The sequence below is a fragment of the Flagellimonas ulvae genome, from assembly GCF_049333175.1.
Taxonomy (GTDB): domain Bacteria; phylum Bacteroidota; class Bacteroidia; order Flavobacteriales; family Flavobacteriaceae; genus Flagellimonas.
Window position 1 is genome coordinate 2,508,721 of record NZ_CP186325.1, and the last position, 16,716, is coordinate 2,525,436.

Genomic DNA, 16,716 nt, shown 5'->3' on the forward strand with positions numbered 1-16,716 from the left:
ATTATATCATTTTTAAGTTATTAATTGCTTCCTGTAAAAATACGGTTTTATCGTCTATTTAATGATAATCCCATATTAAGTTAAGAAGGGTTATGCGTAATTTGCAAAAAAAACTTTTGAAGGATTCCAACTTTGCCATTTATAATGCTTCTGCTGGTTCTGGCAAAACGTATTCGTTGACCAAAAAATACCTTCAATTATTGCTTTCGGGAAATTCTTCTACCCGCTTCAAGAGAATGTTGGCCATTACCTTTACAAACAAGGCGGTCGGTGAGATGAAATCTAGAATCCTGGATAGTCTTTTTACGTTCTCGCAACCCGATATCCTGAAAAATGAAAGCGATATGTTCAAAGAGCTCTGCATGGAAATCGCGCTTAGCCCCCAACAAATGCAAAAGCGATGTGCCTACATCTTAAAACAAATCCTGCACAACTATGCTTTTTTCGAAATTTCCACAATTGATAAGTTCAACCACAAACTGATAAAGACCTTTGCCAGAGACCTTAAACTCTCGCAAAACTTTGAAGTTGAATTGAACATGGATATCCTTTTGGATAAAGCAATCTCCAATTTACTGGAACGTACCGGGGAAAATAAAGACTTGACCCGAGCTCTATTGGATTTTTCGTTGGAAAAAATTGAAGAAAACAAGAGTTGGAACATTGTCTATGATTTAATGGAGAGCGGTAAGCTACTGTTTCAGGAAAATCATTTCTCCCATTTGGAAGGATTAAAAGGAAACTCCATAGCTGACTTTAAAAAAACACAATCCCAAATCGGTTCACACATTGCCAAGCTTGAAAAAGAGATTGTTGGTATGGCCGAACTTGTGCTCAAAAGAATTGAGGCGCTTGGCTTTCTCCCGGAAGATTTCCCAAGAAAGACATTGCCAAATCATTTTAAAAGAATTGCAGAAGGTGAACACACACCAAAAGCCTTGTACAACAATAAACTGGAGGAGAACTTAATCCAAGGCAAAGTTCTTAAAGCAAATGACCCAAGGGATGCCTCTGGACTTACTTCGTTTTTATTCGAATACTTTATCTCCATAAAAAAGGCAATTTATAACAGAGGATTTCTCAAAAATATCTACTCCAATATTGTTCCACTGACTGTTCTCAATGAAATATCCAGAGAGATAAAAAGACTGGAGGAAGAAAATGACACGATTCCTATTTCCGCCTTAAATCAGCTGATTTCTAAAGAAATCAAAAATCAACCCGTTCCTTTTATTTATGAACGACTTGGTGAAAAATACCGCCATTATTTTATAGATGAGTTTCAAGACACATCCAAAATGCAATGGGAAAACTTGGTGCCTCTTATCTCAAATGCGCTGGAAGGCCAAGGAGAGCAGGAAAGACAGGGTTCATTGTTTCTAGTTGGCGATGTAAAACAGGCCATTTATCGCTGGCGAGGGGGAAACACGGAACAGTTCCTTAACCTTTTGGATTCTCAGGGCAATCCTTTTGTAATCAATCCGCAAATAGCTCAATTGGACACCAATTGGAGAAGCTTCTCGGAAATCATCAATTTCAATAATGCGTTCTTTTCCTTTTCTGCCAATATTCTCAAAAATGATTCGTATCGAGATCTGTTTCTAAAAAGCTGTGTTCAAAAAACTAACGGTTCCTCTGGTGGCTATGTGAATATCTCGATTATAGAGAATACCTCAGAAGAAAAGGACAAACAGTATTGCAATAGGGTCTTGGATATTGTTTTGGATTTAATTTCGAATGGTTACAATTATCAAGACCTCTGTATTTTGGTCAGAGATAACATCAAAGGAGCACTTTTGGCCAATTATCTTTCTGAACGGAACATCCCTATAATATCTTCAGATTCACTTTTACTTTCCCAGAATACGATTGTAATTTTTTTAATCTCATTATTGCGAGCAATAGATAATCCAAAAGATAAAAACTACAGTTACGAAGTATTATCCTTTTTATTCGATTTGAAAAAAGCAGGGCACAAGCATGATTTTATTGCTGACCACATTGATTCACTAAGCACTCTCCTATCAGATGAATATGGCCTTGTACTTGAAGCCCTTTCAAATAAATCTGTATTTGAAGTATTGGAGCATGCCATTTTACAATTTGGCCTTTCTGAAGGTTCTGAAGCTTACATTACCTTTTTAATGGATGAAGTGCTTGAGGTAGAAAGAAAAAATGGACCCAGTATCTCTGCGTTCATAGAACATTGGGAGCATAAAAAAGAATCTCTTTCAGTTGCTGCACCCGATTCTATAGATGCAGTAAAAATAATGACCATACATAAGTCAAAGGGATTAGAATTTCCTGTGGTTATATATCCCTTTGCAAATTCCAAACTCAATGATAAGAGAAAAAAAATCTGGGCAAACTCTGAAGGCTTAGACTTAAATCTAAACCTCGAAAATGTATTGATGAACGTAACAGCAGATATGCAAATGTATCCTGAAAACGTCCAAAAGGCCTATTTGGAAGAAGAGCACAAAACCCAGATGGATGCAATGAACGTATTGTATGTGGCGCTTACAAGAGCTGAAAAAGTGCTTTACATTGTAACTGAAAAAGTGAAGCCGGCCCTGGCGCTGGAAAATATCAGTTCCTATGCTCAACTCCTCCAATACTATTTACAAGAGAAAAATTTATATGACGAAGAAAAGTACGAGTATGGTTTTGGCGAGCTACCCGAACCTTCGGATACAGTTTTAGCACAAAGTCATAGAGACTATAACATTCCATACATTACCCGGCCTTTACTTGACGATGATTTTTCGATTGCTACCATACAGGGTCAGTTGTGGGGCACAGAGGTAGGCGAGGCCATTGAACTTGGAAACCTAATCCATTATGCCTTATCAAAAATTACCTATCAGGAAGATATGTCCGTGGTTCTAGAGCAACTGGAACTAGAGGCGGTTTTTCAGACTTACGATTTTGAAAAAGTTTCCAAATACATAGAAGAAACAGTAGCACATCCATTAATTACACCTTATTTCTCGAAAAAGTATACCATATATAATGAACAAGAGATTCTAACATCGGACGGTCAAAAACTTCGCCCTGATAAAATTGCACTTTTGGAAAATGAAGCTGTTGTAATAGATTTTAAAACAGGCAACCCAAGTCCTAAGCATAATGCCCAAATAGCAAAATACAGTGAAGTGCTAAAACTTATGGGATTCTCGGTTAAGAACACTATTATTGTATACATTGGTGAAGAGATTCAACCGCTCTTCCTTTAAACTATAAAACTACCATGTACGGAAAAATTAAAACTCATCTAGCCCAAGAACTTGAATCTATAAAAGAGGCTGGATTGTTTAAAAAGGAACGCATTATCACATCTCCCCAGGATGCGGTGATAAAAATATCGACTGGGCAAGAGGTAATTAATTTTTGTGCCAACAACTATTTGGGCTTATCATCTCACCCTGAAGTGGTCCAAGCTGCAAAAGATACTTTGGACTCTCACGGATTCGGAATGTCTTCCGTAAGATTTATTTGTGGCACACAGGATATCCACAAACAATTGGAAGAAGAAATTGCTAACTTTTACAGTACCGAAGATACCATATTGTACGCAGCCGCTTTTGATGCCAATGGAGGGGTCTTTGAACCCTTGCTCACTGCAGAAGATGCCATTATATCAGATTCGCTCAACCATGCATCAATAATTGATGGTGTTAGACTATGCAAAGCAAAACGATATCGATATGCCAACAATGACATGGCCGATTTAGAGGTTCAACTCAAGCAGAGTCAAGCAGACGGCGCTCGATTTAAAATCATTGTTACCGATGGGGTATTTTCCATGGATGGTTTACTTGCCCCCTTGGATGAGATTTGTGATTTGGCTGAAAAATACGATGCCATGGTTATGATAGATGAATGTCATTCTGCCGGATTTATAGGTGAAACTGGAAGGGGAACTTTAGAAGAGAAAGGTGTTTTGGATAGAATTGACATTATTACTGGTACACTGGGCAAAGCCTTAGGTGGAGCTATGGGAGGCTATACCACTGGGAAAAAAGAAATCATAGAGATGCTCCGCCAACGGTCGCGGCCTTATTTATTTTCCAATTCTTTGGCACCCGCAATTGTTGGTGCTTCAATAAAAGTATTTCAGCTTTTGTCCAACGATACTTCGCTCAGGGACAAATTGCACGACAACACAGCCTATTTTAAAGAAGGACTAAAGAATGCAGGGTTTGACATTGTTGATGGTGATTCGGCAATCGTACCGGTAATGTTGTACGACGCCAAGTTGTCCCAACAGATGGCAGACATGCTCTTGGAAGAAGGTATTTATGTTATAGGGTTCTTTTATCCGGTGGTCCCCAAAGGAAAAGCTCGGATACGAGTACAATTGTCCGCGGCACATACAAAAGAACATTTAGATAGAGCAATAGCCGCATTTATAAAAGTGGGCAAAGAACTAAAAATCGTTTAACAGTAGTATTTTATCTATCTAAAGCGTTAAAAAAAATGAAAAATTGATTTTGTTAATAGTTCTTAACAACTTACATTTGCAGCTGATAAACACTTAAACTTAAAATTTTGAACATGAAACATCTGAGCAAATTATTGGTTGTTGCCCTTGTATTTGTAGGGTTCAACAACATCCAAGCGCAAGACGAAAATAATCCATGGCAAGTTAGTTTTGGTATAAATGCGATTGACGTATTCCCTACCAATGATGAAGAGGCCTTGACTACTTTCGGTTTCCAAGCAGGTGGTCTTTTTGACGAATACTTTAATGCAAATGATCATTGGAACATCTTGCCTTCGGTATCCACAGTCTCTGTAGGTCGTTACATTGGCGATGGTTTTTCTGTTGGTGTTAGAGGTTCTTTGAATAGAATATCAACTCTAGGCGATGTTAGAGTTGACGATTTGTCTTTCTACGCAGTGGACGGTACCATTAAATACAATTTCCTAAAGAACACTACTATTGATCCTTTTGCTGAAATAGGTGGTGGTTATACCTGGATTGATGAGATAGGTGCAGGTACTGTAAATGGAGGTATCGGTGTTAACATTTGGTTCTCCGATAATATTGGGGTTATGCTACAAACTCAGTATAAGCATGTTTTCGAAGATAACATCCCTATTCACTTTCAGCACTTAGCAGGAATAAATCTTCGTTTTGGTGGAACTGACACTGATGGTGACGGTATCTACGACAGAGACGATGCTTGTCCTGAAGTTGCTGGTCTTCCTGAATTCAATGGTTGTCCTGATTCTGATGGTGATGGTATTGAAGATGGAAAAGACAGCTGTCCTAACGAAGCAGGTACTGCTGAAATGAACGGTTGTCCTGATTCTGACGGTGATGGCATTGCTGATAAAGATGATGCTTGTCCAAACGAAGCTGGTTTAGCTGCACTAAGCGGTTGCCCTGATGCTGATGGCGATGGTGTAGCTGACAAAGATGATGCTTGTCCAAACGAAGCAGGTCCTGCTGAAAACAAAGGATGCCCATGGCCAGATAAAGATGGTGACGGTGTATTGGATAAAGATGACCAATGTCCTGACGTAGCTGGTACTGTTGCTAACAATGGATGTCCTGAAGTTACTGAAGAAGTTCAGAAGCAATTGAATGACTATGCTAGAACTATCTTATTTGATACAGGAAAATCTTCTATCAAAGCAGAGTCAACTTCAGTAATGGTAGACATCATTCAAATTTTGAATGAATATCCTAACGCTAAGTTTACTGTTGAAGGCCACACTGATAGTGTAGGTAGTGCTAAAACTAACCAGAGACTTTCAGAAGAGCGTGCTAATTCTGTTAGAGATTTCCTTATCGACAAAGGAATTGGTGCTGATAGATTGACTGCTATTGGTTATGGTGAAGACAAGCCAATTGCCACCAACAACACTAGATCTGGTAGAACACAGAACAGAAGGGTTGAAATCAACCTAGTAAAATAATTAAGTAGAAAAATAATTTTTCTATGAAAAGGCCCTGCACATGCAGGGCCTTTTTTATTTTTGGTCATGCACCAGTCGTTTATTGAATTTGTTCTTCACGATTTAGCCGAAAACGGTTCTTCCATTGAGCAGAATACCTACATCCTTCCCAGTAAACGTTCCGGAGTTTTTTTGAAACACCATTTAAGCAAGATTCTCAAAAAAACCGTATTTACTCCTTCTATTATTTCCATAGAAGACTTTGTCCAGGAAATCTCAGGATTGAAAAAAGCATCAAATATTGAGCTTCTATTGCTGTTGTATGAGTCTTACAAAAATTTACCCATTGAAAATCCAGATGATTTTGACTCCTTTTTAAAATGGGGTGAGACTTTGTTACAAGACTTTAATGAAATCGATAGATATCTCTTACCAGCACATGATATCTTAAACTATCTTAAATCTATCAAAGAGCTAGATCATTGGTCACTTCAATCCAAAAAAACAAGACTGGTAAAAGAATATCTGGACTTTTGGGAAAATATAGAACCCCTTTACATTGATTTCAATACGAGGTTGATTGCAAAAAAAATAGCGCATCAAGGTCTTATTTACAGAAAAGCTGCGCAGAATATTACCCAATACACCAAAGAAAACATTAAAAGCCCAATCATTTTTCTAGGTTTCAATGCATTGAACACGTCAGAATCAGAAATAATTCAACATCTTCTTGAGCATACTGAATGTGAGATATATTGGGATATTGATTCTTACCTTTTAGATGATCCTGTACATGATGCGGGCCTCTTTATAAGAAGATATATCAGTGAATGGCCCTATTACACCAAAAACCGACCAAAAGGTGTCCATAACAACTTCTTAACCCATAAAACCATTGAAATTACAGGAACACCCAAGAGCATATCACAAACTAAGTACGTAGGCAATATTCTACAAAGAAAGGTTTCCTTGAATCCAGAGTCTTTAGATAGTTTAGCAGTTGTGCTCGCTGACGAATCCATGCTATTTCCTCTAACCAAGGCAATTCCAGAAGATATTAAAAACATAAATATTACCATGGGTTTGTCTTTAAGAAACACACTTTTATACGCTCTCTTTATATCAGTATTCGAATTGATCGAAGGAAGCACCAACAGAGGATGGTTTCATAAAAACCTAGTAAACTTATTGAGCAATCCCTACTTTAAAAAAATTGGTAGGCACAGTAAAGTAAATTTTTCAGATAACCTGATACGTACCATAAAAACCAATAACACAACTTATATACCGTCAGACGTTTTATCTTCCTATTTAGCCCAAAATGATATTGACTCCAACGTACTTCCCAATGAATCTTCAACTCCAAAAGCTATAATTGAATACTGTATTTTTATCACTCTCCGTTTAAAAGAAATCTTCCAAAGAGAGAAAAACGCCTTAGAACTACAGTATCTGTATACATTTTTCAACCTATTTCAACAGTTGAAAAAACAAATTGAAACCATTGGTTTCATCAACAATGTAAAAACCGTGCATAACTTCTTTAAACAGTTGACCAATACGGAAAATATCGATTTTATAGGTTCTCCCATTGGGGATTTACAAGTAATGGGGGTTCTGGAAAGCCGGACTTTAGACTTTGAAACAGTAATCATCACTTCTGTGAATGAAGGAATACTACCAGCTGGAAAGAGCAATAGTTCTTTTATTCCCTTTGACGTAAAAAGAGAATACGGTCTTCCCACCTATAAGGAAAAGGATGCTATTTATACATACCACTTTTATCGGTTGATTCAACGTGCAAAGAATATTCATATTATCTACAATACAGAACCAGATGTTCTGGAAGGAGGTGAAAAAAGCAGGTTGATTTCTCAATTACTTACGGATCACAATCTAAAACCCTATGTTTCCCATAAGATAGCCGCTCCAAGAATTAGCATCGGACCCCAAATCAAGGCGCAAATACTAAAAACGCCCTTACTGATTTCAGATTTGGAATCTTTGGGTAAAAAAGGATTTTCTCCTACGTCATTGAGCAATTACGTGCGAAATCCAATTGAGTTTTATAAAAAACATGTTCTACAACTTCCCGACACTCTTGAAGTTCAAGAAAACATTGCAGCGAACACCTTTGGCACTATAATCCACGAAGTTCTTTTTTTGCTGTACAAACCTTATTTGGGAACAATCTTGGATACGGATAGCATTGCTTCTATTCAAAATAATATAACCCGCACCATAAAGAAATCGTTCAATATTCATTTACCAGAGGTAGATATAACGAAGGGCAGGTATTTATTGATATTCCATGTTATAGAACGCTATATCCAGAACTTTATAAAAATGGAATCCAAATTGGTAGAGAACCATCAAATAAAACTATTACACCTTGAAGAACGATTTGAGGCTACCTTAGAGTTCAACACAATTTCTCATCCTATCAAAATAAAAGGGTTTATTGACCGCATTGATGAGTTTGATGGAACAACTCGAGTTATTGATTATAAAACCGGTAATACAGAGCCAAGGGATGTAAAGATAAAAGTATGGGAAGAACTTATTTCAAATGAAGCAAAAAGCAAAGCATTTCAGCTTTTGTGCTATGCCTATCTCCTCCATAAAAATAATGAAATCAGTGCGCTTACAGCAGGAATCTATGCCATAAAGAATGTAAAGAACGGACTGCTCCCGTTTTCGTTCAACAACAATCCCATAATAGATAAAAGCGTTCTAAATGAATTCCAAAACCAACTAGAACTTCTTGTTCAGGAAATTTACAATCCTAAAATTCCCTTTGAAGAAAAAGAGTAATGATTGTTATTTCAAATCAGGTCTGGTTGGCCTAACCTCAATCTTACTTGGCAGTGTTCTTGGGTGCATTTTAAGCAAATCAATAACTATTTGCCCAATATCTTCAGATTGGATTTTCCAGGCATCCTTATCAGAAGGTTCATTGTTGTTGAAATAGGTGGCAACCGAACCTGGCATTATTGTACTTACCTTTATATTATACTTTCTCAAATCCAACATGGCTGCCTGTGTAAAACCAACCACACCAAACTTGGTAGCATTATATCCTGCACCTTGCGCAAAAAAATTAGTTCCAGCCAAGCTGGCCAATGTAATATAATATCCTTCTGAAATCTTAAGAGCTTCAAATGAAGCTTTTAACGTATGAAACACCCCATTAAGATTGGTATTTATCATTTGATTCCACTTGTCCACTTCCATTTCATAAATCGGTGCAAAATGACCCACTCCAGCATTTGCCAAAACCACATCGAGTTGGCCCCATTTCTCCATAATATCTTTCACGGCCTTTACTTCATCTTCAAAAATAGACACATCGGAAGTTATCCCCATAACATTATCAGAATTTCCTAAAACTACTATTGTCGCCGACAGGGTATCTGGATTCCTTCCGCTTATGGCAACCTTCATGCCTTGATCAAGCAAAGCCTTGGCAACACCCAATCCTATTCCTTTTGAGCCCCCGGTGATGTAGGCTACTTTTGCTTGTAATTCATTCATATTTTTGACTCCGTGTTTTGAAGTGATTTAAACCAACATCCTAAAAATAGATGCCCAGAAATAACTTGCCTTTTCATTTATCAAACATTTTCTCAAAAAAGGAAGAAACGTCCGTCACAATATTTCAATACTAAAATTAAAGCCTTCGTATGAAAAAACAGGGATAGCTTAATAATCTTTTATAATTTAACACTACTCTTAACTTCCAAAAACAAAGAATGTTCAGTACCAGATATCTGATTACTCTGCTTGTTTTGACATTTTTTTGTCATTCAATTATTGTTGTAGGACAGAATCAAAAGAAAATAGATTCTCTAACCACTACTTTGAGTAAAACATTTGATTCAAGTGCACGAATCGAGATTCAGAAACAACTCTTTGAATTATATCTTACCCAAGATCTCGATTCAGCGGAGGTTTACAAAAAACAGATACTCAAAGTCAAATCTAGTAACGATAAAGAAAATGCTGAAAACCACTTATTGGCGGCTAAATACCAATTTTATAAATACAACTTGGACAGTGCGATGTACCATACTGAAAAAGCCAATAAAATCGCGGAAGAAATCAAGGATAATAACATTCTGGCCGACTCCCATTTCAAGCTTGGTGTAATTCATGCCTATCTCAAAAATCCTGAAAAGGAAGAATTCCATAGAAGTGAAGCATTGAAAATAGCCAAAACCATTAATGATTGGCCATTAATCGGAAAAGCATTAATCGGTTTGGCCAACCAGTATTTTTTAAGAGATAACCTATCACAGGCAACTCAATTCTATATCTCTGCAGATTCTTTATATGATGCCAATAACTATACTGGCGAAGAAGCTGTAATGGTATATGAAAATTTAAGTAGGATATACATTAACACAGGAGATGAAAAAGCGTTAACCTATGCCAATAAGGTCGAGGCGTTATATAAAGCTCAAGAGAATAGAATGGGTTTAGCCAGAAATCTTTCAGTAAAAGGGCAGTACTATCTTTTTATTAAGGAAGATGCCAAAAGTGCTGTCCCACTATTTGAAGAGGCCTATAAGATTTTCAAGAACTATGGAACGTTAAAGTCTTTTGATGTGGGGAATTTGGAGAATTTTTTGTTAAGTGCCTATTCCGCAAATAAGGAGTTTAAAAAAGCTGTTAGACTTCTAAATGTTATCGAAACAAAAATACAACAAGAACAGGGTTCCACTGATGTAGAGAGGCTTTTTGATTTTTATACGGCTGGAGGTCAGCTATATGCCGATTTGGGGGATTATGGTAAAAGTATTGTTTATTTAGAAGAGGCCTTGGCACTAGATAGTATAAACCCTTTATTCCAACGTGATGAAAATATCAAAGAAGTATATCAAGTTTTAGGAGATGTCTACTTTGAATTGCGTAAATACAGAAAATCATCCAAAATTAGGAAGTTAAGCATAAAATTATCTGATAGTTTAAACACAATCAGGAATATCAGCTTAGCTAAAGAACTGGAAGCAAAGTATCAATCTGAAAAAAAGGAGCAAGATATTTTGCTTTTACAAGCCAAAAATGAGACTGTTGAAGTACAAAAAAGAAATCAACGCAATATGCTTATGGGTGGTTTAGGAGCTACCACACTTGCTGGGGTGTTTTTATTTTTCTTGTTCAGAAACAGGCAAAAGACCAACAGAAAACTTCGCGAATTAGATACAGCAAAATCCAATTTTTTTGCCAACATCTCACACGAGTTGCGTACACCCTTAGCCTTAATAGCCACGCCTATTCAAGAAAAACTGAACCAAAAAAATCTTTCCGCCAAAGACCGTAAAGAGTATGAACTTATTTTAAGAAACAACAATCGACTTACCAATCTTGTGAATCAGTTGCTTGATCTATCAAAACTGGAATCGGGCAATCTCAATTTAAAAATTACCAAAACCCAAGTCAGGAGTTTTCTGGAAACGCAGGTTGAACCTTATGCCTATTTGGCAGAATCCAATAAGTTGACCTTGCAAAACACTATGGATATTCAAAAAAAGGAAGTATGGGTCGATAGGGAAGCGCTACAGAAAATACTGTCCAACCTACTCTCTAATGCCATAAAATATACGAAGAGCAATGGGAGCATCCATTCTCATTTTACATCCGCCCAACAAGAACTCAAAATTGAGATAAAAAATACCTCTAAACCTCTTGACAAAGCTCAAAAAGAACAAATCTTCAATAGATTCTACCAAGCAGACCAACTTAAGGATGGCGCTGGAATTGGTTTGGCCTTGGTCAAAGAATTGGTCGATCTGCACAATGGAGAAATAAGCGTAAAAAATGAAGATGACGGTTTTGTGGTATTTACGGTGACTTTGCCTTCACAAAAATCAAGTTTCAAAAGTGAAGATATTTTTGAGGAAGGTGATTCTCTCTCAACCGTACAAAAACCAACAAAGCTTCCAACGGATTCAGACATTTTTGATGATACCATTATTGAAAAAGATGAATCTCTACCGTTGCTTCTAATTGTAGAAGACAATACTGACTTAAGAACCGTACTCAACGAAACCTTTAAGAATACGTATCGCATTACCATGGCAAAAGATGGCGAAGAAGGTATGAAAAAAGCCATTGAACAAATTCCCGACCTTATCCTTTCCGATGTTATGATGCCCAAGAAAAATGGTGTGGATTTAACCAAAGTTTTAAAGAACCATGAATTGACAAGTCATATCCCCATAATTCTTTTGACTGCCAAGGCCGGTGATGAAAATGAATTACAAGGTATTGATAGTGGCGCTGATGATTATGTCACCAAGCCTTTTAACAACGCAATACTCAAATCAAAAATGGGTAATCTGCTCAGTATTCGAGAGAAGATGAGAGCACGTTACAGTCAAGAGGTAATCTTAAAGCCCAGAGATATTGCCGTAACCCCTACAGATGAAATATTGTTGGAACGTATACAATCTGTCCTGGACACCTATTTGATAGAATCTTCATTCACTACAGAAGATTTTGCAAGAGAACTGGGCTATAGCCGCATGCAATTACATCGAAAACTAAAAGCTTTGACCGGACTTTCCGCAACAGAATTTATCCGTTCACAACGGCTCAAGTTGGCAGCCCAATTACTTAAAGATTCAGATAGTACCATATCCGAAATATGCTATCAAACGGGCTTTAACAATCTTTCATATTTTGCCAAATGCTTTAAAGAGGCTTATGATGTAAGCCCATCAGAGTATTCAAAAAAGTAGTAAAACCAACCTTTTATACTCACTTTCAAACAGATTATACAGCATGTTACATAGCTGTTCAAGTCTGTTACAATTCTGGTATACTTCTCGGTAACGGCCCTGTACTTTCGTTTTGATGTTTCGCTAAAAGAAACACTCCATGGAAGAAAATGAAACATCATACAAAGGTATTTTAAAACCTATCCCCCATTTTAAAATCCACTTGAATATTGATAGGCTAAATGATGGTAAGTATACCCTTCATCTAACTTATAAGAAGAAAATAATAAAGACAATAACCTTTAAAAAGTGATTTAAAATGAAAACAAGATTCAGAATTTTAATGATGATTTTAGCCATAGCCTGCTTAAGTGTGGGATGTGACGGTGAGGATGGTGCAGATGGAATGAACGGCATCAATGGAATCGACGGAATTGATGGTGTACAAGGTCCGGCTGGCGAAGATGGGAATGCCAATGTTATCGCTTCAGATTGGCTTGATTTATCTGGAGATTTTATCTCTGGTTTAGCGGTCGAAGTTGAAATAAACTCTTTTGAAGATAGCAGAATCACTCAAGAACTGATAGACACCTATATTATCTTGGTATATGCTAGAAGTTTTAATACTACCAGAGTAAGGCCCATTCCAGAAACTTTTTTCAATCAAGTGTACACCTATTCTCTTTCTAGCTTTGTCAACGAATTCAATTTTATTGGTAGGCATGTAGACGGTTTTTCCGATATAGTTCTAGATCGTTTCGAAGCTGTTCGATATGTTTTTATCCCATCTTCAAATACCTCTAAATCCTCAAAAGAGAATGCTTTAGCAGAATTGAAAAATGCTGGAGTCGATACTTCAAACTACCATGAGGTTATGGACTATTTCGGATTAGAGTATTAGACAATTCATCAACCATTAAACAGTATTATTATGACAAAGAGATTGATTTTTCTTGTAGTTTTTGTATTCGCTTGCTTGTCCTGCGAAGTGGACGAAATTCCAGAAACAGATAATGAAGCGCCCGCTTTTTCATTTAAGATAACCGGTGATGGCTTCGACCGAACCTTTACTCAAGAAGATAGTTTCGAAGATTTTCAGTTGAATCTTAGAGGTAATGTTGAGTATGAGTTTATTCTTTCCGGAAGCGATCAGGGAGGCGTGGAAAACATTTCTTTCTTGTTTTCAAATGAAAGTATTCAGCTTCAATCCTCTATCCCAGAAGGTTGGGAGGTAACAGACAATGGTTTCTCTACAACAATTCAATTCGATGGGGACAGAAACAATCCTATAACTGGAAACATACTGGCTGGAAGGTTCATTGCTACAGGCCAATTTACAGGAGATAATCTTTTGTCAGATGCCTTTCTATTTCAAGTAACCGATTATGGAGGAGCTGATGGAACTTCCAGAAACGTGACACGTGCAGAACTTACCTTATTAATAGGAGAACTTACAACAGAAATAATCCCTCTTTAAAGCGTTTAAAAATGAAAAAGACAATCCAGTTTAGCATTTTGATACTGATGGCATTGATTTGGGGCAGTTGTTCCAATGATGACAATGCACCTTCAGCCCCAATAATAGACCCTTCACAACAAAATCAAGCTCCGGCTCAATTTGACCTTTTGACAGTGGGGAACACAAGCATCAATATCGATGTGCTCCCAGAACTCACCTGGGAAACTGCAACTGACCCAGAAGGTGATACCGTTACATATACTATATTATTGGACACCAATACTAATCCTCAAAATAGAATAGCAAATGATATTTCATCAACTTCTTTTACCATTGGGGAAAGATTGGATTTGAATACTACGTACTATTGGAAGGTACGTGCAACAGATAGTAACAACAACAGTACGGATTCAGAAATATTTAGCTTCTCCACAAGGAACTTAGAAGCTACCTTACTGACTATAAATGCTGATTTCTCTCCTAGAGTTTTGTTCGCAGCTTCTGTTTTTCAAAACAAGATTTGGGTCATTGGAGGTAGGGGTCCAGATGGTTCCTTTGTTACGGACCGTAATGATATTTGGTCAAGTGAAGATGGTTTAACCTGGACTTTGGAAGTGGAAGAGGCTCCATTTTCTAAACGCAGTGGTTTAAACAGTGTGGTTTTTCAGCAAAAACTATGGGTCATTGGAGGTTTTGATTCAAGTGTGGGTTCTAGAAATGATGTTTGGTCCAGTACAAATGGTATTGACTGGACCTTAGAGATAGAAGAAGCCAATATTCCTGGACTAAACGGTCACGAGCTCATTGTATTTAATAATAGACTTTGGATTATTGGTGGGACAAGTAATTTTTCCCTACAGCGAAAAGTATGGTCAAGTGCAGATGGTATTAATTGGGTGGAGGAAGTTGCAGAAACACCTTTCAGCTCCAGAAGGACGGCCAGTACTGTTTTTGATGGGAAACTTTGGGTTATAAGCGGTGTACAGGTTACAAGTACAGATTTAAGTGATGTATGGAGCAGTAACAACGGAGTGGATTGGACCCTCGAGATTGAAAATGCCCCTTTTCTTCCAAAAGCAGACCACACGGTAGTTTCCTTTGTTGATCAACTATGGGTCTTGGCAGGCGCAAGTGAAAACCCGAATCCGGAAGCAGATGATTTTCTTAGTAATACGGTATGGGGCTCTATGAATGGTACAGATTGGAACATGGTGCCTGATGCGATGCAGTTTCCTGAACGAGCTGGTCATAAAAGTGTTCTGTTCAATGGAGGTATTCTGCTATTTGGAGGGGTAGGAGAGGATGGCTTTCTCAATGACGTCTGGTTCCTGAACTGATAACTACATTTTATGTTCGTTATCCATCCTTTAAAAACAAACACATTAAACATAACAAAAACCAAAAAAACATCATGAATAGAATTTTTGACCAAAGTAAAATTGAACTTCTTTTCTATCTCGCAACAAGTATGCTATTCATAAGTTGCTCGAATGATGATGACAATGGCCCAACACAAAACCCAGAGCCAGAAATTGCGGTAGTGGCTCCTGAAGGTGAGGTGGTATTTACCAATACCAATTCTCTTAGGACCCGAAAGGTAACACTCAATCTTTCTGATGGCGCATTGGTGGAAGACTCAACTCTAGATGAGCCTCAAAACCTATTGGAGCATCAGGGATCCGTTTATGTAATAAAAAAAGGAGCAATATCCCGGCAGGAATCTTCTGGAGTTAACACTTGGGAAAGACTTTACCCAGAGACCGATTTTAATGAATTCTTGCTATTGGATGCCAACTTTGCGTTTGGTACAGATGCACTTTTTATACAGTACACACAAAGAGACCTGATTACATTTGAGAGCCGTTACTTTTTAGAAGCTTTGGAACTGTCAACTGGAATCACTCGATGGATAGAAGAGCTCTCTCTTGATGTAGAATCATTTCCTTTCATTATAGGGAACCGGCTTTTGCTAACCCCAAGAAATTCCTTTGACCCCATTCGTTATTACAATTTACAAACAGGAGTAGTTGAAGCGGATAATAGTTATACAGACCGGGTTGACCCTGGGCGTTTTGTGGATGTGAACGGTACTATTATAGCTAGCTCATGGAACAATAGGATTTTAGCTTTGGATGCTAATCTGGATATTGCCTGGACTTTTGATACGAGGGAAACCAATGCCATTAAAGGTATCTTATTTGACGAACAATTTATTTTTCCTTCAAGGGATGAAACCCTTTACTCCTTGAATCAAAGCTCAGGAGATCTAAACTGGGAAACCCCATTGCCTAATCGACTTACTTTAGGACTCCATGAATCCCAGGGACAGATATATCTTTTTCAACCCAAAATAGATGCTCCTCCAGAACTTCTAACAATCAATCCAGAAAACGGAATGATAACCGATACTTTTTCAATTGATACTGGTACTACATCCATAGATGATATACGAGCTGCTTTTTTCCAAGAGTTTATGATTGTTATGTCCTCAATAAATGATACAGAAAATACTGTTCAACTGATTCATTTGCCCACGGCTGAAACTGTGTGGGAAATTACAGCGGACAATACCGGTTTTGGTACTACTATCAAAGTGAATAGCAATTGATAATCAATAGCACAACTTAA

Annotated in this window: 10 protein-coding genes; 9 read left to right on the plus strand and 1 reads right to left on the minus strand. The window is 37.5% G+C overall.

What is annotated here, in order from left to right; all coding sequences use genetic code 11:
* The first annotated feature begins 92 nt into the window (after positions 1–92).
* The 4 genes from ACOKFD_RS11535 to ACOKFD_RS11550 all read left to right on the plus strand — a co-directional run bounded on the left by ACOKFD_RS11535 (position 93) and on the right by ACOKFD_RS11550 (position 8,721).
* Positions 93–3,236, plus strand: a complete 3,144-nt coding sequence (locus ACOKFD_RS11535) for a UvrD-helicase domain-containing protein (RefSeq protein ID WP_422858067.1) — start codon at positions 93–95, stop codon at positions 3,234–3,236.
* Positions 3,237–3,250: 14 nt separating this feature from the next.
* Positions 3,251–4,444 (plus strand): glycine C-acetyltransferase, encoded by a 1,194-nt coding sequence (kbl, locus tag ACOKFD_RS11540; RefSeq protein ID WP_422858068.1) that lies wholly within the window; start codon positions 3,251–3,253, stop codon positions 4,442–4,444.
* 113 nt (positions 4,445–4,557) lie between these two features.
* Positions 4,558–5,928 carry an OmpA family protein gene (locus ACOKFD_RS11545; protein ID WP_422858069.1) on the plus strand — a complete coding sequence of 457 codons (1,371 nt, stop codon included), beginning with the start codon at positions 4,558–4,560 and terminating at the stop codon, positions 5,926–5,928.
* Positions 5,929–5,994: 66 nt separating this feature from the next.
* Positions 5,995–8,721, plus strand: coding sequence for a PD-(D/E)XK nuclease family protein (locus ACOKFD_RS11550; protein WP_422858070.1), 2,727 nt, complete (start codon positions 5,995–5,997; stop codon positions 8,719–8,721).
* Positions 8,722–8,727: 6 nt separating this feature from the next.
* Here ACOKFD_RS11550 and ACOKFD_RS11555 read toward each other — a convergent pair whose 3' ends face one another.
* The gene (locus tag ACOKFD_RS11555) at positions 8,728–9,441 is read right to left on the minus strand and encodes an SDR family oxidoreductase (protein ID WP_422858071.1); all 714 of its coding nucleotides are present in this window, start codon (positions 9,439–9,441) and stop codon (positions 8,728–8,730) included.
* 218 nt (positions 9,442–9,659) lie between these two features.
* On the opposite strand from ACOKFD_RS11555, the gene ACOKFD_RS11560 reads away from it, so the two are divergent.
* The 5 genes from ACOKFD_RS11560 to ACOKFD_RS11580 all read left to right on the plus strand — a co-directional run bounded on the left by ACOKFD_RS11560 (position 9,660) and on the right by ACOKFD_RS11580 (position 16,696).
* Positions 9,660–12,650: a response regulator gene (locus ACOKFD_RS11560; RefSeq protein WP_422858072.1), complete on the plus strand. Its 2,991-nt coding sequence runs from the start codon at positions 9,660–9,662 to the stop codon at positions 12,648–12,650.
* 298 nt (positions 12,651–12,948) lie between these two features.
* Positions 12,949–13,530, plus strand: coding sequence for a hypothetical protein (locus ACOKFD_RS11565; protein ID WP_422858073.1), 582 nt, complete (start codon positions 12,949–12,951; stop codon positions 13,528–13,530).
* Positions 13,531–13,560: 30 nt separating this feature from the next.
* Positions 13,561–14,106, plus strand: a complete 546-nt coding sequence (locus ACOKFD_RS11570) for a hypothetical protein (RefSeq protein ID WP_422858074.1) — start codon at positions 13,561–13,563, stop codon at positions 14,104–14,106.
* 11 nt (positions 14,107–14,117) lie between these two features.
* A complete protein-coding gene (locus ACOKFD_RS11575; protein WP_422858075.1) occupies positions 14,118–15,425 on the plus strand; it encodes a hypothetical protein in 1,308 nt (435 codons plus the stop codon).
* A gap of 74 nt (positions 15,426–15,499) precedes the next feature.
* Complete coding sequence (locus ACOKFD_RS11580) at positions 15,500–16,696, plus strand: hypothetical protein (RefSeq protein WP_422858076.1); 1,197 nt, start codon at positions 15,500–15,502, stop codon at positions 16,694–16,696.
* Positions 16,697–16,716 lie beyond the last annotated feature (20 nt).